Origin of the sequence: Mucilaginibacter sp. PAMB04168 (assembly GCF_039634365.2) — a bacterium.
Lineage (GTDB): Bacteria > Bacteroidota > Bacteroidia > Sphingobacteriales > Sphingobacteriaceae > Mucilaginibacter.
This window is the reverse complement of the sequence record NZ_CP155079.2, coordinates 2893678-2920008: the sequence shown is the minus strand read 5'-3', so window position 1 is coordinate 2920008 and position 26331 is coordinate 2893678. Positions and strand designations below refer to the sequence as shown.

Here is a 26331-nt window from a genome sequence, read left to right as displayed (position 1 = left end):
TAGTGCAATGAAGCGCAATCCATACTTTATACTTTGTGCTGCTGTGCTTTTAATGACGGCGTGCAAATCAACCGAAAAAAATACTGTTCCCATTGTTGGCTTTGTTGATGCCTTTGAAGATGCTACCATTGCACAGGCTAAGTCCGGCTTTACAGATGCTTTAGCAAAAAATGGCTTTAGCGAAGATAAAGGCAATATCAAAATAGAATACCAGAACGCTCAAGGCAGCATACCGACCCTGACACAGATTGTAAATAAGTTTGTATCAGAACCTGTTGATTTGCTGGCCACCAGTACTACATTATCATCAGTTACTGCAGCTCAAAAAACAAAAACGATCCCCATTTTTATGATGGTGTCACCTACACCAGAACGTGCACATTTGCTTGATGCACAAGGCAGGGCCCCGGCTAACCTGTTCGGTACAGTTGAAGACCTGCATTATATTGACACATCATTTATGCTGATACCGAAATTACTAAAGGCAAAAGCCGGAAAGTTGTTGATCGGAATGGTCTATAATCAGTCGGAGCCGCAATCGGCCGATGCTATGGAGCGTATAAAGGAGTTGGCCGGAAAATCAAATATAACATTGATAGCGATGCCGTTAAATTCATCGGCCGATGCACAACTGGTTACACAGTCGCTGCTATCAAAAAATATCGATGCATTTTTTGCCAATCCAGATAATACCGTATTTGCAGCTTTTGAAACCATATACAAAAACTGTGAGCAAAAGCAAGTACCTATTTTTACCAGCGAAGCCGGTTTGGTACAGCGAGGTGCAGTAGCAGCATTTGGGGCCGATATGTATCAATGGGGTTACCAATCGGGCTTGCAGGCTGCGCAATATCTTAAAACGCATAAAACTGACGGGTTAAAGCCTGAGATGGTTAAAGTAAGAAAGCGTGTATACAACGTGGACGCCGCAAAAAAATATAATGTAATCGTTCCTAACAATTTCGAAGCTGTAAAGTAATGGACTTTTATTTAGCTGCCTTACTGCAGGGAATGTGTTTTGCGGGCATTGCGCTAGGGATATACATCTCCATGAAGATTTTTAACATACCTGATATTACAACTGATGGTAGTTATACGTTAGGCGGTATGCTAACAGGTGTTATGATAACGCATGGTAATTCGTTATACATTACGTTAATAATTGTGTTATTAGCCGGTGCATTAGCCGGCGCAGTAACCGGTTTCATACACACTAAACTTAAAATAAATGCGCTTTTAGCAGGTATTTTGGTGATGACGGCTTTATACTCTGTTAATCTTTCGGTAGCAGGGCGTTCAAACTTACCGCTGGTAAATATGCCGTCGGTCTTTAATGTCGTCAATCTAACAATCGATCCTAATTTAAATGCGCTGGGTATATTAACGATAGTTGTATTGGTAATTACAGGGTTTATAGGCTATATTTTGAAAACTGATTTTGGTATTGCGATGCGTGCCACCGGCAACAGCGAGACCATGATTAGAGCACTGGGTGTAGATACCGACAGGATGAAGATAATCGGTTTAGCCCTAGCCAACGCACTAACTGCCCTAAGCGGCTTTTTGATAACGCAACAACAGGGTTTTGCCGATATAAGTATGGGTATCGGCATTGTTATTATCGGTTTGGGGTCGGTTATTATTGGCGAAAGTTTGATTAACTGGTTTAAGATAACATCAGTGCTGTGTAGCTTGTTACTGATATTGTTAGGTGCAATAGTGTTTCAGTTGGTGCTGGCTATAACGCTTGCGTTGGGTGTTGATGCCAATTTACTTAAATTGGTAACAGCTGTGCTTGTGCTGGTTATTGTAAGCTTACCAAGGTTGTTATTAATAAAACGGTATGATTAAGCTGGAGGGCATTAATAAAACATTTAACCGCGGCAAGGCCAACGAGGTTAAAGCCATACAGGATTTAAATTTGGATATTGCGAGCGAGGACTACCTGGTGATAGTAGGCGCAAATGGATCAGGTAAAAGTACTTTGCTGAATCTGATTGCCGGTAGCATTATACCATCGGCGGGTAAGATTGAATTAGATGCCCATTTGGTTACGCGCTTGCCTGATTACGAACGCAGCAGGTGGATAGCGCGTGTATTTCAAAACCCGCTCAGTGGTACTGCACCTGATCTAAGCATTCTGGACAATTTTCGTGTGGCCGCCTTACGCACTAAAAAAAAGGGTTTAAGTATTGGCACCAATAGTGCTTTTAAAGCAAAGGTTCAGGACAAAATCAGTGTATTGGGCATGGGACTCGAAAATAAATTGATGCAGCCCATGGGCACCTTATCGGGTGGCCAACGGCAAGCTTTAACCTTACTGATGAGTGTGATGGACGATTGCCGGATATTGTTGCTTGATGAACCAACCGCTGCACTTGATCCGCGATCAGCTAATTTAGTTATGCAAACAGCCAACCGTCTCATTCATCAATTCAAACTGACCGCTATTTTAATCACCCACAACCTTAAAGACGCTCATACCTACGGCAATAGGTTAATTTATATGGCTGAAGGGCGTATATTAAAGGATATACACAGTGAAAATAAATTAAATTTAACGCAAAGTGATTTATTTGAATGGTTTGGTTAATTAACTGAAAATAGTGGCAAAGTAATTGTATAGGTAGGTGCATCTATGAAGAACAATCAGTTTGCACCAATAAAAGATGCTTACCAGTTAGTGCAAGGCGCTAAAATTAAGGGCATAAAACACGAAGAAGTTTTTGAATTAGGCTCATATGACCCCAACAAACGCGGTTACACCATATATCCATACGAAGACGGCGTTAAGTTTAACGACTTTAGCGTTATTGTGAGTGAAAAGGAATTGAAAAGCCATTATGTTATTCAGGACGTTAATGTTAACATGCCTTTAATTACCTCAACTCAAACCTCAGTACCTTTAACAGATTTAGGCTTGGCTAGTTAAAAACTGCTGCCAAGATTTTCTACTATATAACAGATAATAGGAGGGTTGTTATACAATGACTCTCTTATATGAAACTGAGAACAGTTTCGTATTAACATTTATCCCTGGCTTTATTAAAAAAGCTTACAGTGCCTTTCTTTTGGTAGTATTTTGCAATCTGTTAATAATTATTACTTTTGCGTTATAATACTTAATAAGATGCTACGCTTCACCCATATCTGCACATTGCTACCTAAGCAGCCTATTCGGCTGGTGCAGAGGGTATTTACTGTGAAGTAGCCTTTCTGCGTTTTGGCCTGTATTTACAGGCATCACTAATCAACTATCAGTTTCTTTTTTTAATAAGGTCAGTCGACACTGGCACTTACATTTCCATATGGACATTTTTTACACAATAGATGAAAAATATCTGCAAGCGGTTGAGGAGTACAAATATGGCGAATCTCCTAAAAGCCTGCAGTTACTTAACGAGATCATTGCTGCCGACCCAACATACGCTCGTGCTTTCTTTCATTTAGGGCTTATATATTACTATGAGCTGAAGGATTACCAACAGGCGGGTTACTGTTTTAAAACCTGTAACGATCTCGATGATCGGTTTCCTGATCTATATGAGCACTATATACGACTGCTTGCATTTCTGAATCTAGAAAGAGCTTTAGAAACTATCAAAATTAAAGCATTGAACATACCCGGCGTAGACTATACCGTAATTTGGGAGATAGCAGGAAAGCATGCCGAAAAGAACAAGCAATTTTGTTTAGCCCGTTCCTGTTATCAGGAAGCGATCTTAACTGCTGTAACTACCAAAAGAGTAGAAGATCTTGAGGAGAGTATACAGCGTTTGGACGGCAAAGAGCAACGTATGGCGGCATTCCGTTACAGCGTAATTTAAAAGTTTGTCTCTTTTATAGAGACAAACTTTTGTTAACAAACACTTAATTTAAATAGGTGTAGGGCTTAATAATGTGTTAATATTTTTGGTGTTTAACCTCAAATACCGAATGAAACATTATTTACTGTTTATCCTTCTGGCTGTAATCCTTGCCGGTTGTAAGAAAAAAGACAATGCGGACCCGATTGAACCTACTGAGGATCCATCCACATTTGCAGAAATTGGAACATTAGACATCGGTGATGCCGGCGCAGCTGAGATCAGCGCTTTTGATCCGACAACAAACCGCCTGTTTGTAGTAAATAACGGGACTGTAAATAAAATTGATGTGATCGATTTCAAAGATCCATCTAAAATGGCAGTTATCTCCTCCATACAAATGGCCCCTTACGGCGGTGCTGTAAATAGTGTGGCTGTCTACGACGGCAAATTGGCTGCCGCTATTGAATCTGCTGATAAACAGGCTCCTGGTAAGGTGGCAGTGTTTAAAACAAGTGATTTTAGCGAAATAAAAGTAATTAGCGTTGGTTCTTTGCCAGATATGATAACCTTTTCGCCCGACGGTAAATTCATCATGACGGCTAATGAGGGCGAGCCAAATACCACTTATACTAGTGACCCTGCTGGCACAGTGTCTATCATAGCTGTAGATAATAATTATGCTGTCACAACGCTCGATTTTGCCGGCTTCGCCAGTCAGAAAGAGGCGCTAAAAGCCCAGGGCTTCAGGGTTTTTGGTGTGGGCAATGATTTCGTTAAAGACATAGAGCCAGAATACATCACTATTTCCGAAGATTCAAAAACGGCTTGGGTAACCTTGCAAGAAAATAATGGTATTGCCAAAATAGACCTGGTGACTAAAACTATTACCAACATCTTTCCACTTGGATTTAAAGATTACAATGCCAATGGTAACGAGATAGACGCCAGTGATCGTGACAACAAAATAGGGGTAGCAGCAAAGTGGCCTGTTAAAGGAATTTTTATGCCCGACGGTATTGCCGTATTCACATCGGGCGGTATACCTTATTTGTTTACTGCTAACGAAGGTGATGCACGTGAATATACAGCGCTAACCGAAGCCAAACGCATAAAAGACGTTACGCTTGACGCTACTGTTTTTCCTAATCGCAACGATTTAAAGACCGATGTGCAGTTAGGGCGTTTGAACATCACCAGCACACTGGGCGATACTGATGGCGATGGCGACTACGATGCATTGTACTCCTTTGGGGCCCGCTCATTTAGTGTATGGAATGGCAATACCGGAGCACAGGTATTTGATAGCATGAACGAACTGGACGTTAAAGCAGTAGCCGCAGGTGTGTACGACGATGCCCGGAGTGATGATAAATCTATTGAACCTGAAGGCATAACGATAGGGAAGATTGGCAATAAAAACGTTGCCTTTGTTGGAATGGAACGCGCTGTTGCAGTAGCGGTATACGATATCACTAACCCTAAAAAGCCGGTGTTTCTGCAATTGCTAAAATGTGGCGATGCGCCCGAAGGTGTACTTATTATACCTGCTAAAAACAGCCCTACCAAAAAGAGCTTGTTGGTAGTGAGTAGTGAAGATGATGGTGTACTGAAAGTTTACTCACCAAAAACGATTTAAAAGCCAGTTGCTATTAAGTATAGATACGTTTAATAAAAAAGGCGGACTCAACAGTCCGCCTTTTTATTAAGGTTACTTTTTATATAGTATTCTGTATATTGTTCCTTTGCTATCGTCGCTTACATAGAGCGATCCGTCTGGCCCCTGTGCCAGTCCGCACGGGCGGTGATCGGCACGACCACTTGCTGTTTTCTCCGTCGAGCCCGAGAATCCGTCAGCAAAGATTTCCCACTTACCGAATGGTTTTCCGTCTTTAAAAGGTTGGAATACCACAAAAAAGCCGGCCTGTGGTTCAGGCGCACGGTTCCATGAACCATGAAAAGCTATAAAAGCACCGTTTTTATAACGTTCCGGAAACATGTTGCCGGTATAAAACAGCAAGCCGTTAGGTGCCATATGGCCAGGAAAGGCCACAGATGGATCAATAGCTTCCTTACCACCTTCTTTCTTACCGTCGCCGCCATATTCGGGCGCTAAGATCTTCTTGTGTTGGTCCTGGTCATAATAAATATACGGCCATCCTGCATTGTCGCCTTTTTTAATGGCATACATACACTCGGCAGGGTAAATAGAAGATTGTTGCACAGTGTAAAGATTAGGAAACAAATCGTGCAATTGGTCGCGGCCGTGCTGCATCACAAACAGCTGGTTGTTTTGCTGATTCCAGTCTAGGCCAACAACATTGCGCAGCCCGGTTGCGTAGCGTACGCCATCTCCATAAGTTTGATTGAGCTTGTTTGCTTTAAATTGCCAGATACCGCCAGCCGAATCAAGTATGGGGCAGCCTTCGCGTCCCATAGACCCAGGGTTGCGATCCTTTACCTGGCACGAGTTAGAGTAAGCGCCAACGTTCACATATATGTTGCCTGCGTTATCAAGCACTACCGACTTCGATTCATGCTGATGGCGGTCAATCAAACCGGTCACTATTTTTTCAGGAGTTGGGTTTGCTATCTGGTATTTATCGTCTAATTTATATCGAAAAACTTCGGTGTTAGATGATGCATAGAGATAACTATCTTTAATGTACATGCCAGTACCAATGTAATTGGCAAAACCTTTTGCATCCTCCATTTTGCCATCACCATTACTATCGTGCAGGTATACAATGCCATTACCGTCTTTATTAAGCCGGTTAAGCTTCACATACATATCGCCAGCAGGTGTAATTGCTATATGCCGCGCTCTGCCAACACCATCGGCCGCCTTTAAGGCGCCAAACCCTTCCGGTAGCTTTAAACCGGCGTTATCAGCGTCCGGAATTACTGATGTAATTGTGTTTTGCTGGCTGGCGCCATACCAAAGTAAGCCGGCAACAGCCAGCATAGGTATAAAAGAAGACAAGGCTACTTTTCTTTTCATAAATAATGGATTGTGCTCAAATTAAAGCATTATAATTTGCGGCCTAAAATTTTACAAATAACAATTTAAATACATGGTTGTGTAATGTACACACAGATGTTACAAAGCATATTATTTAGCCCCTTAAACCTTGCTGTCTGTTATCCTGTCATACATGCAAATTACAGGATATATGAAAAAGTTCTTCTTATCAATCATCATAGCTGCTGGAGGTTTGTTGTCACAAACTGCAAGTGCACAAGTAGGGGTAAACGTAGGTGTACGAATAGGCCCGTTGGTTATTAATGTTCATAAGCCTGTACCTCCGGCTGTAGTTTACGACAACTATTACTACCTGCCAGATGTAGAAGCTTACTACTCTGTACCTGAACACTGTTATTATTATATGGACGATGACCGTCGTTGGGTAAGTGGAGCGTACCTTCCTGGCCGGTACCATGATTACGATTGGCGCAGTGCCCGCCGTTATGAGGTGAGAGCGCAACGCCCGTATGCAAATCACGATTATTACCGCAGTAGATATGGCAGTAACGGTGGCCGCAGTTGGAACAATAACCAATATGCTAACCGAACCCCAGACAGACGTGACGACAGAGGATACAATGGTCGTTTCCCTAGCTCGCCATATGATTCAAACAACGCCGGCGGCGGCCGTGGCAACTGGGATCGAAACAACAGAAACGAAGACAGGAGTAGAGACCGGGACCGTAATTATGGCCAGGGCCCTAATGAGGGCGGCAATAGTAATAACAACAATGGTTATCCTAACAGGAGTGGTTATCCTAACAGGGAAAACAATGGACAACCAGGCAGAGATAACAACCAGGGCAATTATGGAAGACCCTCAAACGGTGGCTTTAATCGTGAAAATAACCAGAACGGAAATAGTAACAATCGTAACGGGAATTATCAACAAAGGTATACCCAAAACAACGGAGGAAGTAGTCGTCCGCAACTTCCCGGAAACAGGTATTCATTCTAATCCGATTAACTCCATCATATATTTAGTAAGGGGACGCTGTTACAGCGTCCCCTTTACTATTAATAAGCACTTGCCTGGGTTAATTGGTTTATCACATCCAAAGGAAGGTTAAGACTTACAGCCTTAGCAAGCTCTTGTAATTGCGCTATACTCGTTGCACTGGCTATGGGAGCTGTTACGCCGGGCCGGGCAATTATCCATGCTAAGGCAGCAGCAGCCGGTGTTGTGCTGTAATTATTGGCTACATCGTCTAAAGCGTTGAGTATACGAAAACCACGCTCGTTCAAATATTTTTTAATGCCCTGTCCACGTTTGCTTTTATTCAGATCCGCTTCGTTTCTATATTTCCCGCTTAAAAAGCCACTGGCTAATGAGTAATAGGTAATAACGCCTACATTGTTGTCTCTACATATAGGTTCAAGCTCTTTTTCGTAACCTTCACGGTCGTATAAATTGTATTCAGGCTGCAGTGTAGCATAGCTGGGCAGGCCAAGCTCTTTACTTGCTTGTAATGATTCGGCAAGGCGGCCAGCACTGAAGTTTGATGCGCCAATGGCGCGCACCTTGCCCTCTTTAATCAACTGCGCATAGGCTTCAAGGGTTTCTTGCACCGGCGTATCCGTATCATCATAGTGCGATTGGTAAAGATCAATATGATCAACTTGCAGACGCCTTAACGAATCTTCGGCAGCTTTAATAATGTAAGCTTTAGATAAGTTCTTTTTACTGTCATTAGGCAACATTGAGCTTCCAACCTTCGTTGCAATAACAACCTTGTTTCGCTTCCCTGTCTTTTTTAGCCAGTTCCCTATAATGGTTTCAGACTCGCCACCTTTGTTGCCCGGCACCCAGCGTGAGTAAACATCTGCTGTGTCAATGCAATCTAACCCATTATCAACAAAGGCGTCTAACAATGTAAAAGACGCCCGTTCATCTATAGTCCATCCAAAAACATTACCGCCAAAAACAAATGGTGCAATGCTTATGCCCGAATTACCTAATTCCCTTTTGTTCATCGGTATTTACTCAATTGAAGAAGTATGATTGATTTGTTCTACCAGCTCATCAACCCAGCCGGTTAAATAGGGTTCTGTACCGGCTACCCTTATCCAGTGCCCGTCCGTCTCTTGCACTATAACCAAATGCAAGGTCTCGTCTATAGATTTAAACTCATATGCCTGCGGGTAACCGCTATAATCGATAGTGGTTACCAATCCCTCAATTGGGCTATCAGAACCGGTTAATACGGCGTCAAACTGTCTTTCCATAAATATAGTTATAAGGTATTTAAAATTACTCTATCAATAATGCACATAACAGGCTATTTGTTTTACACCTAGGCGGTGTATTACTTGGCAGTTAAAACTTTTAATTTATGGTGGTGTTAATAGGGCAATTATAAATAACCGATGAAACTTAATAACATAAAATATTTTCAGGTTGCTCAAGGTGTTTGGGGTATGCGCATTATGTTTGTTAATGTGTATATAATTGCCAATCGTCGCGGTTTTCCTAAAGGCTGGGTATTGGTTGATGCTGGTGTGCAAGGTTCTGCCAAACGCATTATAGCATTTGCCGAAGCCGTTTTCGGGGCGGGTGCAAAACCATCAGCTATTGTTCTGACCCACGCACATTCTGATCATACAGGCGCATTGGAAGACCTGCTTATGCACTGGGATGTACCCGTATATGCGCATGAGCTTGAAGTGCCGTACTTAACAGGTAAATCATCATATCCACCGGCTGATCCTACTGTTGGAGAGGGTATTATGTCTTTAATGTCTGTTTTTTTTCGCAAGGCGCCGTTAGATATAAGCCGTAATTTACGTGTGATTGATGTGAACGAAGGTGTACCTGAGATACCTGAATGGAAAATAATTCACACCCCTGGGCATACGCCGGGGCACATATCGCTGTTCCTGCCTTTGAATACAACACTGGTGGTTGGAGATGCCTTTGTGACTACCAAGCCCGAGTCGGCCTTTTATGCGTTAAACAATATTAAAAAGATTTCTGGCCCGCCTCGTTACATGACCACTAATTGGGAAGCTGCAGCACAATCAGTAAGAACTTTAGCTGACTTACAACCACGAATTGCAGCCACTGGCCATGGCCCGGTAGTTCGCGGACGCGAATTACAAGAGGCATTACGTAATCTGGCTGATAATTTTGAAAAACTTGCCGTGCCGGCGGGTGGCCGCTACGCAGAGCAAGCCGCCGTTGCTGATGAAAGCGGAGTAACGTATGTTCCTCCATTCCACTCTACAACGAAGTTTAAGGTGGTTGTAGGCCTGCTGGGCGCATTAGCAGGTTTTGCTGTTACCCGCGGTTTGGTAAAATAGTAAGCCGTTTTCTGTTACCTTTACGGTGTGGAAAGTTTAAAGCCAGACAGTCAGATATTGGTTGATATAGTTAAAATGCAAATGCCGTTTGGCAAGCATAAAGGTACTTTATTGTGTGATTTGCCGGTAAGCTACCTGGAGTGGATGCACCAAAAAGGAATGCCTGCGGGCAAGTTAGGTATGATGCTTGCAACTGTATACGAGATTAAGATAAATGGACTTAATGTCATCTTACAAACAGTAAAAAGCAAACTGAAGTCTGGGACGATATAATTTAACGTAGGTGGTGATATGAAGAAGTTGGTAATGTACCTGGTTGCCGCTATTTTATTAGGCAGTTGTGCTAACGGACAACCCTATAAAGAGCGGAATGAATTTGCTGCAGTGCCGCAACTCAAACCCAACGAACAGGTTGCCACTTTTGGAGGTGGTTGTTTTTGGGCTTTAAGCGAAGCAATGCTCGAGCTGAAAGGGGTAAATAAGGTAGTATCAGGCTATGCTGGCGGTAATACAAAAAATCCTACTTATGAAGAGGTATGCACCCGAACTACTAACCACGCTGAGGTAGTTCAGATTTATTATAACCCCAAACAGATAAGTTATTCGACACTTGCGGAGTCCTTCTTCTTTGCACATGATCCTACTACACTTAATCGGCAGGGGCCCGACGTGGGTACAGACTATCGTTCCATCGCCTTTTACCGTACACCGCAGGAAAAACAGACTCTATTACAGGTTATTGCCAAGATCAACGCAACAAAACATTATAGTGGTAAAGTAGTAACACAGGTGGAGCCGTTCAAAGTATTTTATCCAGCCGAAAAGTATCATCAAGGCTATTACAGGCTACATCTGGCTGACAATTCTTATTTAACATCTGTTTCGATGCCCAAAATTGTGAAGATGCGCAGGGTTATGAAAGCACAGTTAAAGCCCGAGTTTCAGAAGTTATAACCGGCTAAACCAGCCTTTGCGCCAAAAGAAAAATAATTGTAGCAACCCAATAACAATCATAATGCCTACGCAGTATAGATAACCATGGGGCTCGTAGAGTTCAGGCATGTTATTCGGCAGGGGTTTGTTGGTGTACGGATCGGTAGGAGCGAAGTTCATACCATAAACTCCTGCTACAAATGTTAAGGGAATGAAGATCACCGAGATAATTGTAAGCACCTTCATGATTTCATTCATCCGGTTACTTACCATGGATAAGTACAAGTCTATATTAGTTGCGCTAATCTCTTTATAACTTTCAATCAGATCAATTATCTGAATACAATGGTCGTAGGCGTCACGCAAATAGGTTTTGGTTTCCTTGGTAATCAGCGGGCTTTCAGTACGTATCATATCATTGATCTTGTCACGCTCTGGCCAGCTAGCCCGCCGCAGCACAATAAGCATACGTTTTAGCCGCTGCGTATCGTACATAATACTACGATCGGGGTTTATGTATATGCGGTCTTCTATAGCCTCCAGTTCTTCGCCAATTTGATTCAATACCACAAAATACCAGTCAATTAACGTATCAAATAAAGCGTAGCATATAAATCCTGGCCCGAAGTTCCTAATAGGGCTTTGCTGCGCATTTAACCGTTTTTCTAGGCCTTCAAAGTTTTCTTCATATGTTTCTTCAAAACTTATCACCATGTTATCCTTCACAATGACAGAAAATTGCGTGTTGCTCAACTCACATTGTTCATCACTGGTGATAATACGGCCGGTTGCAAAAACATATTGATCGTACTCATCAAACTTAGGCCGTTGGTGCGTATTCATAATGTCTTCCAGCACCAGATCGTTAATGGAAAGTCGTTTGCCAATTTCTTCAATGAGGCTGGCATCGCCCAGGCCATTTATTTTTATCCAATGTGTGTGATTGGCACACCGGTTTAACTGATCTAAAATCGTTTTGATGTCCTCTCCTTCAGCAGTAACCAGTTCCTTATCGTTGTATGAATATATTTTGATATGTGGTTTAAGCGCACCATCAGGCACCCTAACCAAGCCAGGCCGGTCGCCAACATTGCCTGCCCGGCGTTTTAGTTTAGTAATGCGTTTATACTGCTTGCTGGTCATTTATAAATAATTGACAGACTGCGGCCCTTGATTGAAAAGTAAGTCAACTATACTTAAATCTTTCAAAAACCCATTCCGTTCCTCAAAAACCTGAAAATAAGGTTTTTGTTCAGAGGGTACATTTTTTTTAGGATGTATGTTATTACGGTAGTCGGTCAGCATTGGGTAGTTGCGTTCATATTCGTTGGTATACTGCGGCTTAACCGGTAGCTTTAAAAACTTCAGTAATAGATGAAGCAATTGCTCGTTATAATCAAACAAAAAGGTGAATTGCTCTTCATAAAAGTGTGCAAACTCATCCTCATAAAATTCAAAGTACGCCGACCGCCGATAACATGACTGCAAACTCATCCAATGCAAACGTTGCCATGCAAAGTCATTGCTGATCTTTACGTCCTTTACCGGCGTATGCACCTTTGCACCTTTAACTACCGGTACAACCAGCGCCAGTACACCGTCTGGCGAATATATATTTGCGCGGTTACGGTAGGTTTGTTTAGGGAAGTGCTCATGCTTCTCAATGAGTATGTTTGGTTTACTTTGATTAAGCGCCGTGAAATAGGATACCGGCGGTAAATAAAACATAGGCAATAAGGCGCCGTTTTCCATCATATATTTTTAAGTTTGTAGCTTAATTTTTTGCGAAAGTAATGATAAGAAAAGGTTTTTCAAGGCTAGGGGTGGGTTTACTATACCTGCTTTCTATGCTGCCTTACTTCTTATTATACCTGATTGCCGACGTGCTTTTCGTATTACTTTACTATATGATTGGCTACCGGCGTAAAATTGTACAAGAAAATTTAGCTAACGCTTTCCCTGAGAAGTCACTTAATGAGCGCAAAGCCATTGAAAAAAGATACTTTCGTTTCCTGGCCGATTTGGTAGTGGAAACTATAAAGCTGTGTACGCTCTCGGAAAAAGAGGTGATTAAGCGCGTTCGCATAGAGGATAAGTACCTAAAAGAAAATCTAGCATTTAAACAGGGAAAAAGTATCATAGGCGCAGTAGGACATTATGGTAACTGGGAAAGTGGCTGTTTACGAATGGGGTTGATTACTGAAAGGCCATGCATCATTGCGTACAAGCCCCTGTCAAACCCAGTGTTCGATGAATTTTTTTACAATATGCGTTCACGCTTTGGTGCACATTTGGTGCCGATGAAAAGTACCTTCCGTAAACTGGTTGCCCACCGGAACGAGGTTACCTTTACCGTATTAGCGGGCGACCAAACGCCATCCCGTGATGAAACTACGTACTTCACAGATTTTTTGAATCAGCCCACGGCAGTTTTTTTGGGCGTGGAAAAGCTGGCCAAGGCAACAGACAGCTTGGTTGTTTTTTGTGACGTAAGGCGTGTAAAACGTGGTTATTACTCCTGTACATTTGTACCTTTGTTTGATAACCCTAAGCTAACTGCCGAGTACGAGATTACAAAAGCACATGTGCATTATCTGGAAAATGTTATTAAAGAAGAGCCTCAATACTGGTTATGGTCTCACCGCAGGTGGAAGTTTAAACCAGAAGATATGAACTGATGAATATACCACCTAAAGTTGCTGTTATAATACTTAACTGGAACGGCTTAAAGCACTTGCAACAATTCTTACCCTCTGTACTACAATCAACTTGGCCAAACTTACAGGTGATTGTTGGAGACAACGGTTCTACCGACGGTTCTGTTGAGTTTATTAAAGCCCGTTATGCCGGCCACATTGATGTTATAGAGAATGAACAGAATTACGGGTATACCGGCGGGTATAACCGGGTAATTAACAAGGTGGAAGCTGACTACTATGTCCTGCTTAATTCGGACATTGAGGTAACGCCTGATTGGATTGAACCGGTGATTGCATTGATGGAAGGCGATGCTTCCATTGCTGCAGCTGCACCTAAAATAAAAGCGTTCGACAAGCCCGGCTACTTTGAGCATGCAGGTGCTGCCGGTGGTTTTATCGATAAACTGGGTTATCCGTTTTGCCGTGGCCGTTTGTTTTATGAGGTAGAGGAAGATAACGGACAATACGAGCAGTCGGGTGAGGTGTTTTGGGCGTCGGGTGCGGCACTGTTCATTAAAAGCTATTGCTGGCGCGAAGTAGGTGGGTTTGATGAGCGCTTTTTTGCACATATGGAAGAAATTGACTTGTGCTGGCGTTTAAAGAACTGCGGCTACAAGGTTATGTATTGTGCGCAATCTTCCGTTTATCATGTGGGTGGAGGTACACTCAATACCGAAAATCCATTTAAAACGTATCTTAATTTCAGGAACAATCTTTTATTGCTCAAAAAGAACCTGCCTTCCATGCGCGGTGCATGGGTAATTGGTATACGTTTTTGGCTGGACCTTTTGGCCTTAATCCGCTTTTTGGGTGAAGGTAAACGTAAAGACGCATGGGCCGTAAGCAAGGCCCATCAAAGCTTTGTAAGAAGCTTTTTTAAAAAAACGCAACAAGTTGCTTGTGCGGAGAAACAGCAAACCGAATTATATAGCAACGAAGCGGTGCTGGCCGGTCATTCGGTTTCCAACGCTTCATCAAGCAGACAAGACGGTAGGGATCAAACCTATCAGAAGCCAATGATGGTTCCAAATACAAAAGGGCTGTACAAACGGAGTATTGTAATGCAGTTCTTCGCCAAAAAGAAAACCAAGTTTACTGATCTGGATCCGCAGGACTTTCATTAGTATTGGAGCTTGGCAACGTACCTTGTGCGCTTGCAGAGGTGCCGCTTGGCACATGCAAAATCACTTCTTGCCGCTGCTGTGGTATCTCAATTCCTTCAGCTTCAAAGGCTTTATATATGGCTGATAGGATGCGGCTTTTTAGTTGCTGCCACATCGAAATATCCGCTGCCCAAAACTGTACTTTAAAATCAACCGTGTTTGGCCCCAACTTATCCAAAAAAACAACCGGAGCTGGTTTAATCATAATATCATCCCGGTTAGCCAGTAAATTGCGTAAAATGTTCTTCACCTTGTCTACATCACAGCCGTAGGCAACACTTATGTTTAATTCAACTTGGCGGTTGCTATCACTTAAAGTCCAGTTAATTACATGCTGCGATATTAAATCACCATTGGGGATGATGATCTCAGCGCCGTTACCTGTAGCAATTTTGCTAGATCGCATTCCTATATCTTTTATAGTGCCCGAGCGGTTTGCAACCTCAATAACGTCGCCAACTTGTACAGGTTTTTCAAAGGCCAGTATTAACCCCGATACCAGGTTGTTTACGATGTTTTGTAAACCAAAGCCTACACCAACACCCAGTGCGCTAATGATAATGGTGAGCTTATCTAACGGGAAGCCAGAGGCACCCACAGCTAACAAGAAACCAACGCTGAATATTGCTATGCGGATAAGCAGGAGTGACGTGCGTGTTTTGCGCTTGGTAGACTCGGTTGGCTTGTGCTGGCCAACAAAATCATAAAAGTAACTGATGATGCGGGCCACAACAGATGCCAGCCAGATAACGCCAACGAAAATCAGAATGCTTCCGAAAGTAAATAAGGTGCCGCCTAATTTGCGCGATTGTGTCAGAAAGCTTTCCACTATTTCAAACGCATTGTCTTCGACGCTTAAATTTTGCAGTAGAGTAACTACCCACATTACCACGGCAGCAATGTTTAGGATGTTTTTAAATTTGGCCTGTAGCAATTTAAAGTCTAGATAGGAGCTTATACTATCCTTATCAATTTTATTCGCCTCAAGCTGTAAGAAGAGGCTTTGCATTAATATCTGTACAAAGTAGTATAAACTGATGGCCAGCCAAAAATTATATACGGCGGTAACACCAATAATTTTTGCTAAACTAAAACGGCCTGCTATATTCAATAATACCGATGCAGCTTGAAGAATTACGAGCAGCCAAAGTGCAAAGCGGCTGTAGGGTATATACGGTTCGTAGGTTATGTTAATTTGCTTAATGAGCCTGAAACTTATCCAAGCGGTTGCCGCAGATAAAAATAAAAGCGCAAGGCGATCAACGGTAGACACTTCCACAAATAAGTTACTGATGCTGAACAGCAGCGTTAACCAGAATAGTTTATGTAAATAGCTTAAAGCTGGTTTAGGGCAAGTTTTGTAGGTAAGGTATAATACACAGGTAATAGTTACCAGAAAAATAATTTCCAGGAAAACCATAGGGGGCTGGTCGTAAAAATAAGGAACAAGTAAGGATGTAACTAAAAGCGCAGCGGCAATAGGGTAGCCCGAAACGTATTGTGTTTGTTGAAGTATGCTGGACGGGTTCCTTTTAGTTTTAACAATTTTACGTCTGTTTAAAATAACCCAGCTTAAAAAGCCTGCCAATATCATTAAACCAAGCAAATGCATAAGCGATTCGCCATTGAGCAGCTTAAAAAGCTTTATGTTCATGCTAATTGTACGCTCTAAAGACGATGCAAACGTAGCCCCTTTGGCCGATTGCATGTTCCAGATATAACCGTATTCGCAATTAAAAGAATTAATGCTGAAGTTCCTGATCTTGGTGTTGATGAGGTCCTTCTCCTCCAGTATAGTGATATAAATAGAGGTAACTTTATTTTGCATTAGCCCTATACGAAGCAGTGCTTTCTTGTTCAGCGAGTCGAGCTTATGCGCTTTGACTTCGATAGACGCGCGTTGTTGCAGGAAGGTAAGCCTCAACGTACTATCGGCAGGGAAGATCCTAAAAATGGAATCCCGGTTGATTAAGGTCAGTTGATCGTCAGTATCAGCCAGCTTGTCATTAATGGCTTTTAAATCCTCCTGCCAAACATCTAGCTTGTCTTGTTGCTTAGTTAAAATATCCCTTATAGAATACAGGTAGCGTAATGTTCCTGATCGGTCGCGTACAATTAAATTCCTAACTATTGTAGTCAACTTTTCCAGCTTTGGCAGCTGTGCGCTTATATCTGCAGTATCTAATCCTTTACTTAATCTATTACTTATCTGATTGAAAGATAGTGTGTAATACTCAATTCTTTGAAGTAAATTATTAGTTGATGTGTCTGAGGTTTTGTAATACCTCATCATTGAATCGCGGCGCAGCATTGCCGCACGCAAAGAGTCGCTTACACTTTTAGAACGTTTCTTTTTAGATTGTGCAATGGCATGGTAAGGCATTCCAACCAGCAACAAAAGACAACAGGCAATTAGCCGGAAAAAAAGAATTTTACGCATCAGCACATGAAGTAAGTGGAGCACTTATAAAGTATTAACATCTGCTTGCTCAAAGCGTTTGCTTACAATTAAGTTTAATTAAATGCTTACTATGCTTTCAATTGCTAAGCGATAACCGTCGAGCCCAAAGCCCACTATGATGCCTTTGCAGTTTGGCGAAAGAAAAGAATTATGCCTAAACTCCTCTCTTTTATGTACGTTAGATATATGTACCTCAACAACTGGTGTAGTTATAGCGGCAATTGCATCGGCAATTGCGATAGAGGTATGGGTATAAGCGCCTGCGTTTAAAACAATGCCATCATAGTCAAATCCCACTTCATGCAGTTTGTCTATCAACTCCCCCTCATGGTTACTTTGAAAGTAATGGAGGGAATGGTTGACATAGCGTTGCTGGAGTAAAGCAAAGTAGTTATCAAAACTGCTGTCACCATAAATAGATTTTTCTCTAACACCAAGTAGGTTTAAATTTGGACCATTAATGATTTGTATCTTCATAGCATTTCAAACTTACTTATAAAACATCAAAACTTAAAGCAGGTGGATTGGCAGTCAGCAATAAAAGGTTTTCGGAACTATTTAAAATTGGAGAAATCACTGTCGGAGAACTCTATTGAAGCATATAGTAGAGATATAGGTAGACTCCGCGAATACGCTGAAATACAATTACCTATTTTAACGCCTGATAATATAGTATTATCCGATTTACGGCTCTTTATTCAGTGGGTAAATGAGTTGGGTATGATTCCGTCTACCCAGGCTCGTATTCTATCAGGCATTAAGGCGTTTTATAAATACCTGCTAATTGAAGAGGTTGTTAATGCAGATCCTTCTGAGTTGTTGGAGTCGCCAAGAATTCAACGTAAGTTACCAGACACCTTAAGTTATGATGAAATAAACCAGCTTATTGCCGTAGTTGACCTGTCCAAACCTGATGGCACCCGTAATAAAGCGATGGTTGAATTACTGTACAGTTGCGGACTGAGGGTGTCTGAATTGACTGAACTTAAGCTTTCTAACCTATATCTTGATATTGAATTTATTAAGGTTACTGGTAAGGGTAATAAAGAACGCTTGGTACCCATTAGCAGTACTGCAATAAAGGCTCTTCAATTATGGCTTGAATTTGGACGCGTGCATACTTCAGTAAAGAAGGGAGAAGAAGATATAGTGTTTTTAAACCGGAGAGGTAGCCGTTTAACACGTGTATATATCTTTATGCTTGTTAAGCAACTGGCAGAAAATGTAGGACTAAAGAAAAAAATTAGTCCGCATACCTTTCGCCACTCTTTTGCTACTCACCTTATTGAAGGAGGGGCCGACCTGCGCGCTGTACAAGAGATGCTAGGGCATGAGAGTATTACCACAACCGAAATATACACACACTTAGATCGTGACTATTTAAAAAGCACTATCATTCAATATCATCCCCGTAGTTGAGAAAAGGTTCTGTTCTTTTGATGTAAAAAATCTACCAATATTATAGACTTTTGCTTGGGTGTTCTATCTTTGTTCAAGATGATCTTTGGTTGTTGCTTTTAAAACCGAAATCGTTTTAAACAATTATATACTTATCATAACATTACAAAAATTAATAACCATGAGTTTAAGATTAGGCGATAAAGCCCCCAACTTCAAAGCGCAGACCTCGGTAGGCGAGATAGATTTTTACGAGTTTTTAGGCGATAGCTGGGGCGTGCTCTTTTCGCACCCGGCAGATTACACGCCGGTTTGCACAACGGAACTTGGCCGTACAGCCGCATTAACAGATGAGTTTAAGAAACGTAATGTGAAGGTAGCTGCTTTAAGTGTTGATTCTGTAGAGTCGCATAAGGGCTGGATTAGCGATATTAACGAAACACAGGACGTAGAAGTGAACTTTCCTATCATTGCCGATGAAAGCCGCGAGATAGCGGAGGCCTGGGATATGATTCATCCTAATGCTTCCTTAACTGCAACCGTTCGTTCGTTATTCATCATAGCGCCCGATAAAACCATTAAACTGATAATTACTTACCCTGCATCAACGGGTCGTAATTTTCAGGAAATTTTGCGCGTGATCGATTCCCTGCAGTTAACTGCTAACTACAGTGTAGCTACACCTGCAGATTGGAAAGAAGGTGAGGACGTGGTAATTACGCCTGCTGTGAAAGATGAAGATGTTCCTGCTAAATTTCCGAAAGGCCATCGGGTAGTTAAACCCTATTTGCGAATGACCCCGCAACCAAACAAGTAAAAAGAAAGGCCTCCAGATAAAGGAGGCCTTTCTTTTTTACTTGTTTTATAATCCTATGAGCGCCGAATCTCCCAGCGATACTTCCTTGTCAATTAAATCAGCAATGCTGGTTTCAGATAAGATTTTAAGTGTTGCGTCACGGATGTCCAAAAACATGCTGCGAATACCGCAGGTTGATTCGTTATGGCATTCCTCGCAGCGATGGTAAAAGTTTAAGCTAACGCACGGTACCATAGCTATCGGGCCATCGGTAATGCGTAATATACTAACCAAATAAATTTCTTTTGGATCTTTATTGATGGCATACCCACCGCCAGCGCCCTTTTTACTGTATAAAAAGCCGGCTTTACGTAATTCAAGCAAGATTACTTCCAGAAACTTTTTTGGAATTTTTTCCAGCTCCGCAATCTGTGCAATCTGCATGGGTGGGTTGTCTTTGTTCTTACCCAATACAATCAGTGCCTTAATGGCATACTTTGTCTTTTTTGATAGCATAGATCACTTAATGGAGTACAATTATATTAAAAATATTGCATGCAAGTATAAATGCGGGCTGTTATAGCCGTTTTAAGGTGGTTAATACCTAAAATAGTGATTAAAGCTTTTGAAGTGTAACTCTTTGTTCGATGAATTGTGAATAAAGAATAATTTTGAAATATGGACTTTTTGCACACCTTACTTGGCGAAGACATTAAAGCAGGGCTGTTAATAATCCTCAACTTAATTGTTATTGAAAGTTTGCTATCGGTAGATAACGCGGCAGTTTTGGCAACCATGGTGCTCGATTTACCCAAAGAACAACGTAGCAAAGCCTTACGGTATGGCATTATAGGGGCATATGTTTTCAGGGGCATATGCCTGTTGCTGGCCACATGGCTGGTTAAAATCTGGTGGCTTAAGCCCTTAGGCGGCTTCTATTTGCTTTACCTTTCCTTTAACTATTTTAAAGGAAAAGCTGCTGATAAAGACGAGACTGAAAATATCAAAAAAGAAGAAAGCTGGTTCTACAGAAAAACCGTAGGGGCACTGGGCAACTTTTGGGCTACGGTTGCACTGGTTGAGATAATGGATCTGGCCTTTTCCATTGATAACGTTTTTGCCGCCGTTGCCTTTACCGACCACGTTTTCCTGATATATACCGGGGTGTTCATAGGAATTCTGGCTATGCGCTTCGTAGCCCAGTTCTTTGTGCAACTGATGGAAAAGTTCCACTTTTTGGAAACGGTAGCTTACCTGGTTATCGGTGTTTTAGGGTTAAAACTTTCAGCATCTTTGTTCTCACACTTTTATCCTGAGTCCCCAATAACTAAAACACTTGATAGTGAACAGACTGATATGTGGATATCAGTCTTCACAGTAGGCATATTTGTTATTCCTGTCATTAGCTCAATCTTATTTAATTTCCCCAAAAAACACCAGATTGATCATGCTGACAAAAAGTAGCATGTTTTAATGGCAAATGCAAAGCCATGTGTCGGCAATGCATTTAAGTTTAGTTTAAGTAACGGTATGCTAAATGCATCAGGTAGTATAACAAGCAGGCAAAATTTATCTTCTCATTGTAAACTCCAGCCATAAAATACCAACAAACTAAACTAACTATAATTAATGTTGTAACTTATACGAGCTGTTAAAGTCTATAAGAATAATCTTAATTAAATATTGTTAGTGGAAAATATACTGGAAATTACCGACCTAAGTAAATCCTATCAAAGTGCCGGCAAAACACTTACGGTGCTCGATAACATCAACTTTTTAATTCCCACCGGCTCAGCCAACGCTATTGTTGGGCCATCAGGCAGCGGTAAAACTACATTGCTTGGCTTATGTGCCGGGCTTGACCGGTCGAGCAGCGGAAGCGTGGTGCTTAACGGTATCAATTTAAACACCCTAAGTGAAGACAAGAGAGCGCAGGTTCGTAATCAATTTGTAGGCTTTATATTTCAAAACTTCCAACTGCTCCCTACACTAACCGCTTTAGAGAATGTAATGGTGCCGTTAGAATTACGTGGCGAACGAAACATAAAGGCGAGGGCGCTGGACCTGCTCGATAAAGTAGGGCTGGCCACTCGCAGCCATCATTACCCTACACAGCTTTCAGGTGGCGAGCAGCAGCGGGTATCTATTGCACGGGCGTTCTCCAATCAGCCCAAAATTCTATTTGCTGATGAGCCAACGGGAAACCTGGATGCCGAAACAGGTGAGCGTGTGCAAAAATTACTTTTTGATTTGAACCATGACGCCGGTACCACCCTAATATTGGTTACGCATGATTTGGAGCTTGCAGGAAAAACACAACGCATTTTGAAAATCAAAGGCGGCAAACTCGTATCTGACGAAAAAACTTTAGCCTGATATGAGCGCAGATTCATCTAACATGATAAACTTAAACCGGTCAGTAAAATGGAGCTGGCTATTTAAGATGGCCTGGCGCGATAGCCGGCGCAACCGTTCCAGGTTATTTCTTTTTATCTCATCTATTACGCTGGGGATAGCCGCTCTGGTTGCCATATATTCTTTTGGTTATAACCTGCGTGATGATATCAACTCACAGGCTGCCACCCTGGTAGGAGCAGATTTAGTTATATCGGGCAACAAAGCGGTTGATAAAAAAATGGAGAGGCTGCTTGACACATTGGGCACGCAGCGTTCGCAAGAACGCAATTTTGCCTCAATGGTATATTTCAACAAAAGCCAAGATACCCGGCTGGTACAAATTCGTGCTTTAAAGGGTGGCTTTCCGTATTATGGCAGTATTGAAACTACGCCTGTTACAGCCGCTAAAAGTTTTAAAGATGGTAAATATGCTTTGGTAGATGCGGCTTTAATGCAGCAATACAAAGCCCGTGTAAGCGATTCAGTTAAAATTGGTAAGGTAACTTTTATTATTGCAGGGGTTTTAAACCAGGCACCCGGGCAAAGTGGCTTAGCGGCAGGTATTGCGCCGGTGGTTTACATTCCGCTGCAATACTTAGATGCAACCGGACTGGTTGATAAAGGCAGCCGAATAAATTACAACTTTTACTATAAGTTTGATAAAAAGACAGACGTCGATAAACTGGCAGATCGCCTTGATGAAAGGCTGGACAAAAATAACCTGCGTTATGAGACTATCGAAACGCGTAAGCAAAACACAGGTAGGGCATTTAGCGACTTAAACCGTTTTCTATCCTTAGTAGGCTTTATAGCGCTGTTACTGGGCTGTATTGGTGTGGCCAGTGCAACACAGATCTATGTGCGCGAGAAAGTAGCTTCTATTGCGGTGCTGCGTTGCCTTGGCGTCAAAGCCTCAGAAGCCTTCTTGATATTCTTGATACAGATTGCAGGCATTGGCTTAATAGGTTCAGTTGTTGGCGCTGTATTGGGTACGGTAGTGCAACAGGTTTTGCCGCTTGTTCTGAAAGATTTTTTGCCATTCGACATTTCAGTATCTGTATCATGGTTGGCTTTAGGCCAGGGCGTTTTGTTAGGGGTTATCATATCCGTGCTTTTTGCTTTATTGCCTTTAATCAGCATTCGAAATATATCGCCGCTTAACACTTTGCGCTCTGCATTCGAAACAGTAAAATCTCGCAGAGATCCTCTTCGCTGGCTGGTGTACCTGCTAATACTCGGCTTTATTATAGGTTTCAGTTATATGCAGCTGAAGGATTGGGCGGCAAGTGCAGCCTTTACAGTGGCCATTTTAGTAGCCTTTTTGATACTTACATTAACGGCACTCTTGCTTATGTGGATTATCAAGTTATTGGTTAAAGCATCTTGGAGTTATTTAGTAAGACAGGGCTTTGCCAATTTACACAGACCCAATAACCAAACCACCATCCTGATGGTGTCTATAGGGCTTAGTACTGCTTTTATTTGTTTGCTCATCTTCCTGCAGTCGATGCTTATTAAGCAGGTAACGTTATCTGCAAGCGGCAATCAGCCTAATATGATTTTGTTTGATATACAAAGCGACCAGGAAAAAGGAGTGCTGGATATTACAAAGCAACACCATATGCCTGTTATACAGCAGGTGCCCATCATTACCATTAAGCTGGACCGTATAAACAATAAAACAGCTGCTACCTTACCTAAAGACAGCACTGCTGATAAGCTACGCCGTGCTTTTGGTTATGAGTACCGGGTTACTTACCGAGATTACCTTACCTCGTCCGAAAAGATAGCAGAAGGAAAATGGATTGGTAAGACTGACGGTGAAACCGTAGTTCCTGTATCATTAGATGAACGCATGGCCAAGCGGTTAGAAATAAAATTGAACGACAAGCTTACTTTTAACGTGCAGGGTACGCCAGTAAATACTTATGTAGCCAGTTTAAGAAAGGTAAACTGGAATAAGGTACAAACTAACTTTCAGGTGGTGTTTCCTACTGGTGTTTTAGAGCAGGCGCCGCAATTCCATGTTTTGCTTACCCATGCTTCTTCTTCGCCAACGTCGGCTAAGTATCAGCAAGCTATCGTTAAAAAATACCCTAACGTATCTATAGTTGATCTGGGGTTGGTGCTAACCATACTGGATGAGATTTTGGATAAAATAAGTTACGTAATACGTTTTATGAGCGGCTTCAGTATAGCTACAGGTATTATTGTACTTATCGCCTCTGTCCGTATCAGTAAATATCAGCGTATTAAAGAAAGCGTTTTATTGCGTACCCTTGGCGGCAGCAGAAGGCAGATACTGGCTATCACAGCATTAGAATATTTGTTCTTAGGGGCATTATCTTCATTAACTGGTGTGCTGCTTGCAATAGCAGGGGGATGGTTGCTTGCGAAATTTAGTTTTGAGATTCCTTTTCAAGTTAACTATGCCCCGGCTGGCATACTGTTTGGGCTTACTGTAGCGTTAACTATTTTAATTGGCCTGTTTAACAGCCGTGGAGTGCTTAACCGTCCACCACTGGAAGTGTTAAGATCAGACACTTAAAAGAATATAAGAAAGATGATTGAACATAAGTTGAAAGCATTATTAATAAGCAGCTTATTGCTGGCGGCATGTAGTAATGCAGGGCAGCAGCAGCAAGCAACCGACTCTACTACAGTGGCGTCAACGGCAGCTGTTCCTGCTAAATCCAAACCAAACAAAATAGTATTGTTTTTTGGCGATAGTTTAACTGCCGGTTACGGATTGGAAGATCCGGCAACGGAGGCTTACCCAAGCGTAGTGCAGGATAAAATAAAAGAGGCCAAATTGCCTTACACCGTTGTAAATGCTGGCAACAGTGGTGAAACAAGTGCCGGCGGCCGTGGCCGTATTGACTGGGTATTGAAGCAAAAAGTAGATGTTTTCGTGCTCGAACTGGGCGCTAATGATGGTTTGCGTGGTGTGCCCGTAAGTGAAACAACCCGTAATCTGCAAACAATCATCCATAGCGTAAAATCAAAATACCCTGATGCTAAAATAGTATTAGCTGGCATGCAGGTGCCGCCAAGTATGGGTGCTGATTACGCCAGCCAGTTTAAGGCTATGTTTACCCAACTGGCTGAAAAAAATAAAGTGACCCTCATCCCATTTTTGTTACAGAACGTGGGTGGGGTAGCTAAACTTAACCAGGATGACGGCATCCACCCAACTAAAGAAGGCGCCAAAGTTGTGGCCGATAACGTTTGGAGCGTTTTGAAAAACGTACTGTAGCAATTACATATTATTACGAACAATAACTGAAAATGAGTTGTTCTGTGTAAGTGAAGGTCAAATGCACCGATCTGATTGAAAAACTTATTATGGAAATAACTATTAGCGAAACGGTCTTAAATTATAACCTATCGAAAGCCGAATTTGATGCTTTTGCCCACGAAGGTGTTTGTAAGCAGCGAATTGTGATAGGTGAGGAGCCTATTCTGTTTGTGCTGCAGCGTACCGCCGAAAATGAAATGAGAGCTACTCTTCATACAAATCTGGTAACTGTGTTTGTTCCTGAAAACATAGCCGATGAGTGGACAGCCGGTGAAAACTCTTTTTTAGAAACACAAGATGGTAGCTTACACATTACGATAAAAGCAGTCGATGGTAGTGAATAAATCTATCGTTATAAAGCAGAAAAGCCGCATATCATTGATTAATGCGGCTTTTTTGTTTACATATATTGATATTACTTTTCGGTAATGTAACCGTCGTAAGAAATAGTGTTACGGTTGGTTATAATTGCCTGCAGTGTAGCTGTGCCGCTGTCGGTAACCTCCAAAATAAATTTTTGATTATACTTTGCATCCCGAGGCGTAATGGTAATTACAGTGTTGCCTTTCTTACCGGCCTTAGCGGAGTAGCCAAATTTTGTTGAAGTAAACATCACACCGTTATCGTTCGGCGAGTTGTAAGCTGCATCAAAAGTAGCGCGACCATAATACGGTAAATAAGAGATTACCGAATCGGGCCTAATCTTGAAGTCGTAATTATAATTCAGATAGATGTGGCCATTTCCGTTAGGCGATAAATTAAATAATCGGCCATTTAATGTTGTTACTCCTCCACCCAATGGGTTTGCATATTGGGCCTGAAATACAAATTTTTTACTTTCTAACAGCTGTCTAACTTCCGCAGCTTTCATTTCCTGGCGCTCGGCACGGGTTGTCTTCCTAACGGTGTCTTGAGCGTAAGTATTGCCTGCCAATAAAAACAGTGCAATGATGAATATATACTTTAATGTCTTCATAGTTTGAGCTATATTATATATTGATTATAACACTACTATCTGTAAAGGTAAATTGTTTGATAACCAATATAGTTAGACA

General features: G+C 41.9%; 28 protein-coding genes. 19 read left to right on the top strand and 9 right to left on the bottom strand.

Annotated elements, in window-relative coordinates; translation table 11 throughout:
• The first annotated feature begins 7 nt into the window (after positions 1 to 7).
• From ABDD94_RS12400 to ABDD94_RS12375, 6 genes are all read left to right on the top strand, one after another.
• A complete protein-coding gene (locus ABDD94_RS12400) occupies positions 8 to 979 on the top strand; it encodes an ABC transporter substrate-binding protein (protein ID WP_345952511.1) in 972 nt (323 codons plus the stop codon).
• Positions 979 to 1851 carry an ABC transporter permease gene (locus ABDD94_RS12395; protein ID WP_345952510.1) on the top strand — a complete coding sequence of 291 codons (873 nt, stop codon included), beginning with the start codon at positions 979 to 981 and terminating at the stop codon, positions 1849 to 1851. The genes ABDD94_RS12400 and ABDD94_RS12395 overlap by 1 nt, the downstream gene beginning before the upstream one ends.
• Positions 1844 to 2593: an ATP-binding cassette domain-containing protein gene (locus ABDD94_RS12390; RefSeq protein ID WP_345952509.1), complete on the top strand. Its 750-nt coding sequence runs from the start codon at positions 1844 to 1846 to the stop codon at positions 2591 to 2593. The genes ABDD94_RS12395 and ABDD94_RS12390 overlap by 8 nt, the downstream gene beginning before the upstream one ends.
• A 45-nt stretch (positions 2594 to 2638) precedes the next feature.
• Positions 2639 to 2932: a hypothetical protein gene (locus ABDD94_RS12385; protein ID WP_345952508.1), complete on the top strand. Its 294-nt coding sequence runs from the start codon at positions 2639 to 2641 to the stop codon at positions 2930 to 2932.
• A 376-nt stretch (positions 2933 to 3308) separates the two neighbouring features.
• The gene (locus tag ABDD94_RS12380) at positions 3309 to 3827 is read left to right on the top strand and encodes a hypothetical protein (protein ID WP_345952507.1); all 519 of its coding nucleotides are present in this window, start codon (positions 3309 to 3311) and stop codon (positions 3825 to 3827) included.
• A gap of 109 nt (positions 3828 to 3936) precedes the next feature.
• On the top strand, positions 3937 to 5445 hold the full coding sequence (locus ABDD94_RS12375) for a choice-of-anchor I family protein (RefSeq protein ID WP_345952506.1): 1509 nt from the start codon (positions 3937 to 3939) through the stop codon (positions 5443 to 5445).
• A 72-nt stretch (positions 5446 to 5517) separates the two neighbouring features.
• Here the strand turns inward: ABDD94_RS12375 and ABDD94_RS12370 are convergent, their stop codons facing one another.
• Complete coding sequence (locus tag ABDD94_RS12370; protein ID WP_345952505.1) at positions 5518 to 6807, bottom strand: PQQ-dependent sugar dehydrogenase; 1290 nt, start codon at positions 6805 to 6807, stop codon at positions 5518 to 5520.
• Positions 6808 to 6979: 172 nt separating this feature from the next.
• Here ABDD94_RS12370 and ABDD94_RS12365 point away from each other — a divergent pair, with 172 nt between their 5' ends.
• Positions 6980 to 7789 (top strand): hypothetical protein, encoded by an 810-nt coding sequence (locus ABDD94_RS12365; RefSeq protein WP_345951781.1) that lies wholly within the window; start codon positions 6980 to 6982, stop codon positions 7787 to 7789.
• 59 nt (positions 7790 to 7848) lie between these two features.
• Here ABDD94_RS12365 and ABDD94_RS12360 read toward each other — a convergent pair whose 3' ends face one another.
• Together ABDD94_RS12360 and ABDD94_RS12355 are read right to left on the bottom strand one after the other, a co-directional pair.
• Complete coding sequence (locus ABDD94_RS12360; protein WP_345952504.1) at positions 7849 to 8805, bottom strand: aldo/keto reductase; 957 nt, start codon at positions 8803 to 8805, stop codon at positions 7849 to 7851.
• A gap of 6 nt (positions 8806 to 8811) precedes the next feature.
• Positions 8812 to 9057 carry a hypothetical protein gene (locus tag ABDD94_RS12355; RefSeq protein ID WP_345951783.1) on the bottom strand — a complete coding sequence of 82 codons (246 nt, stop codon included), beginning with the start codon at positions 9055 to 9057 and terminating at the stop codon, positions 8812 to 8814.
• 141 nt (positions 9058 to 9198) lie between these two features.
• Here ABDD94_RS12355 and ABDD94_RS12350 point away from each other — a divergent pair, with 141 nt between their 5' ends.
• The 3 genes from ABDD94_RS12350 to msrA are packed head-to-tail and all read left to right on the top strand — an operon-like array spanning position 9199 to position 11085.
• Positions 9199 to 10131 carry an MBL fold metallo-hydrolase gene (locus ABDD94_RS12350; RefSeq protein WP_345952503.1) on the top strand — a complete coding sequence of 311 codons (933 nt, stop codon included), beginning with the start codon at positions 9199 to 9201 and terminating at the stop codon, positions 10129 to 10131.
• Positions 10132 to 10158: 27 nt separating this feature from the next.
• Positions 10159 to 10404 carry a DUF3820 family protein gene (locus ABDD94_RS12345; protein ID WP_345952502.1) on the top strand — a complete coding sequence of 82 codons (246 nt, stop codon included), beginning with the start codon at positions 10159 to 10161 and terminating at the stop codon, positions 10402 to 10404.
• A gap of 18 nt (positions 10405 to 10422) precedes the next feature.
• On the top strand, positions 10423 to 11085 hold the full coding sequence (msrA, locus tag ABDD94_RS12340) for a peptide-methionine (S)-S-oxide reductase MsrA (protein WP_345952501.1): 663 nt from the start codon (positions 10423 to 10425) through the stop codon (positions 11083 to 11085).
• Here msrA and corA read toward each other — a convergent pair.
• On the bottom strand, positions 11080 to 12207 hold the full coding sequence (gene corA / locus ABDD94_RS12335; protein ID WP_345952500.1) for a magnesium/cobalt transporter CorA: 1128 nt from the start codon (positions 12205 to 12207) through the stop codon (positions 11080 to 11082). The genes msrA and corA overlap by 6 nt on opposite strands.
• Positions 12208 to 12819, bottom strand: coding sequence for a WbqC family protein (locus ABDD94_RS12330; protein ID WP_345952499.1), 612 nt, complete (start codon positions 12817 to 12819; stop codon positions 12208 to 12210). It lies immediately after the preceding gene.
• Positions 12820 to 12857: 38 nt separating this feature from the next.
• Between ABDD94_RS12330 and ABDD94_RS12325 the strand changes: the two genes are divergently transcribed.
• A complete protein-coding gene (locus tag ABDD94_RS12325) occupies positions 12858 to 13742 on the top strand; it encodes a lysophospholipid acyltransferase family protein (protein ID WP_345952498.1) in 885 nt (294 codons plus the stop codon).
• Positions 13742 to 14887: a glycosyltransferase family 2 protein gene (locus ABDD94_RS12320; protein ID WP_345952497.1), complete on the top strand. Its 1146-nt coding sequence runs from the start codon at positions 13742 to 13744 to the stop codon at positions 14885 to 14887. Before ABDD94_RS12325 ends, ABDD94_RS12320 begins: the two co-directional genes overlap by 1 nt.
• Here the strand turns inward: ABDD94_RS12320 and ABDD94_RS12315 are convergent.
• Together ABDD94_RS12315 and aroQ are read right to left on the bottom strand one after the other, a co-directional pair.
• Positions 14856 to 17366 (bottom strand): mechanosensitive ion channel domain-containing protein, encoded by a 2511-nt coding sequence (locus ABDD94_RS12315; protein ID WP_345952496.1) that lies wholly within the window; start codon positions 17364 to 17366, stop codon positions 14856 to 14858. The genes ABDD94_RS12320 and ABDD94_RS12315 overlap by 32 nt on opposite strands.
• Before the next feature lie 78 nt (positions 17367 to 17444).
• A complete protein-coding gene (aroQ, locus tag ABDD94_RS12310) occupies positions 17445 to 17864 on the bottom strand; it encodes a type II 3-dehydroquinate dehydratase (RefSeq protein ID WP_345952495.1) in 420 nt (139 codons plus the stop codon).
• Between the two features lie 42 nt (positions 17865 to 17906).
• On the opposite strand from aroQ, the gene xerD reads away from it, so the two are divergent.
• Entirely contained in the window at positions 17907 to 18806 is a 900-nt protein-coding gene (xerD, locus tag ABDD94_RS12305) for a site-specific tyrosine recombinase XerD (protein ID WP_345952494.1), read from the top strand.
• Between the two features lie 160 nt (positions 18807 to 18966).
• Positions 18967 to 19602, top strand: a complete 636-nt coding sequence (locus tag ABDD94_RS12300) for a peroxiredoxin (RefSeq protein WP_345951794.1) — start codon at positions 18967 to 18969, stop codon at positions 19600 to 19602.
• Positions 19603 to 19647: 45 nt separating this feature from the next.
• Here the strand turns inward: ABDD94_RS12300 and ABDD94_RS12295 are convergent, their stop codons facing one another.
• The gene (locus ABDD94_RS12295) at positions 19648 to 20097 is read right to left on the bottom strand and encodes an Rrf2 family transcriptional regulator (protein WP_345951795.1); all 450 of its coding nucleotides are present in this window, start codon (positions 20095 to 20097) and stop codon (positions 19648 to 19650) included.
• A gap of 162 nt (positions 20098 to 20259) precedes the next feature.
• On the opposite strand from ABDD94_RS12295, the gene ABDD94_RS12290 reads away from it, so the two are divergent.
• The 5 genes from ABDD94_RS12290 to ABDD94_RS12270 all read left to right on the top strand — a co-directional run bounded on the left by ABDD94_RS12290 (position 20260) and on the right by ABDD94_RS12270 (position 25620).
• Positions 20260 to 21045: a TerC family protein gene (locus ABDD94_RS12290; RefSeq protein WP_345952493.1), complete on the top strand. Its 786-nt coding sequence runs from the start codon at positions 20260 to 20262 to the stop codon at positions 21043 to 21045.
• A gap of 219 nt (positions 21046 to 21264) precedes the next feature.
• Positions 21265 to 21957: an ABC transporter ATP-binding protein gene (locus ABDD94_RS12285; protein ID WP_345952492.1), complete on the top strand. Its 693-nt coding sequence runs from the start codon at positions 21265 to 21267 to the stop codon at positions 21955 to 21957.
• A 1-nt stretch (position 21958) separates the two neighbouring features.
• Complete coding sequence (locus ABDD94_RS12280) at positions 21959 to 24526, top strand: FtsX-like permease family protein (protein WP_345952491.1); 2568 nt, start codon at positions 21959 to 21961, stop codon at positions 24524 to 24526.
• 15 nt (positions 24527 to 24541) lie between these two features.
• Positions 24542 to 25234: an arylesterase gene (locus tag ABDD94_RS12275; protein WP_345952490.1), complete on the top strand. Its 693-nt coding sequence runs from the start codon at positions 24542 to 24544 to the stop codon at positions 25232 to 25234.
• Between the two features lie 89 nt (positions 25235 to 25323).
• The gene (locus ABDD94_RS12270) at positions 25324 to 25620 is read left to right on the top strand and encodes a hypothetical protein (protein WP_345952489.1); all 297 of its coding nucleotides are present in this window, start codon (positions 25324 to 25326) and stop codon (positions 25618 to 25620) included.
• A gap of 71 nt (positions 25621 to 25691) precedes the next feature.
• Here the strand turns inward: ABDD94_RS12270 and ABDD94_RS12265 are convergent, their stop codons facing one another.
• Positions 25692 to 26252, bottom strand: coding sequence for a DUF4251 domain-containing protein (locus ABDD94_RS12265; protein WP_345952488.1), 561 nt, complete (start codon positions 26250 to 26252; stop codon positions 25692 to 25694).
• Positions 26253 to 26331 lie beyond the last annotated feature (79 nt).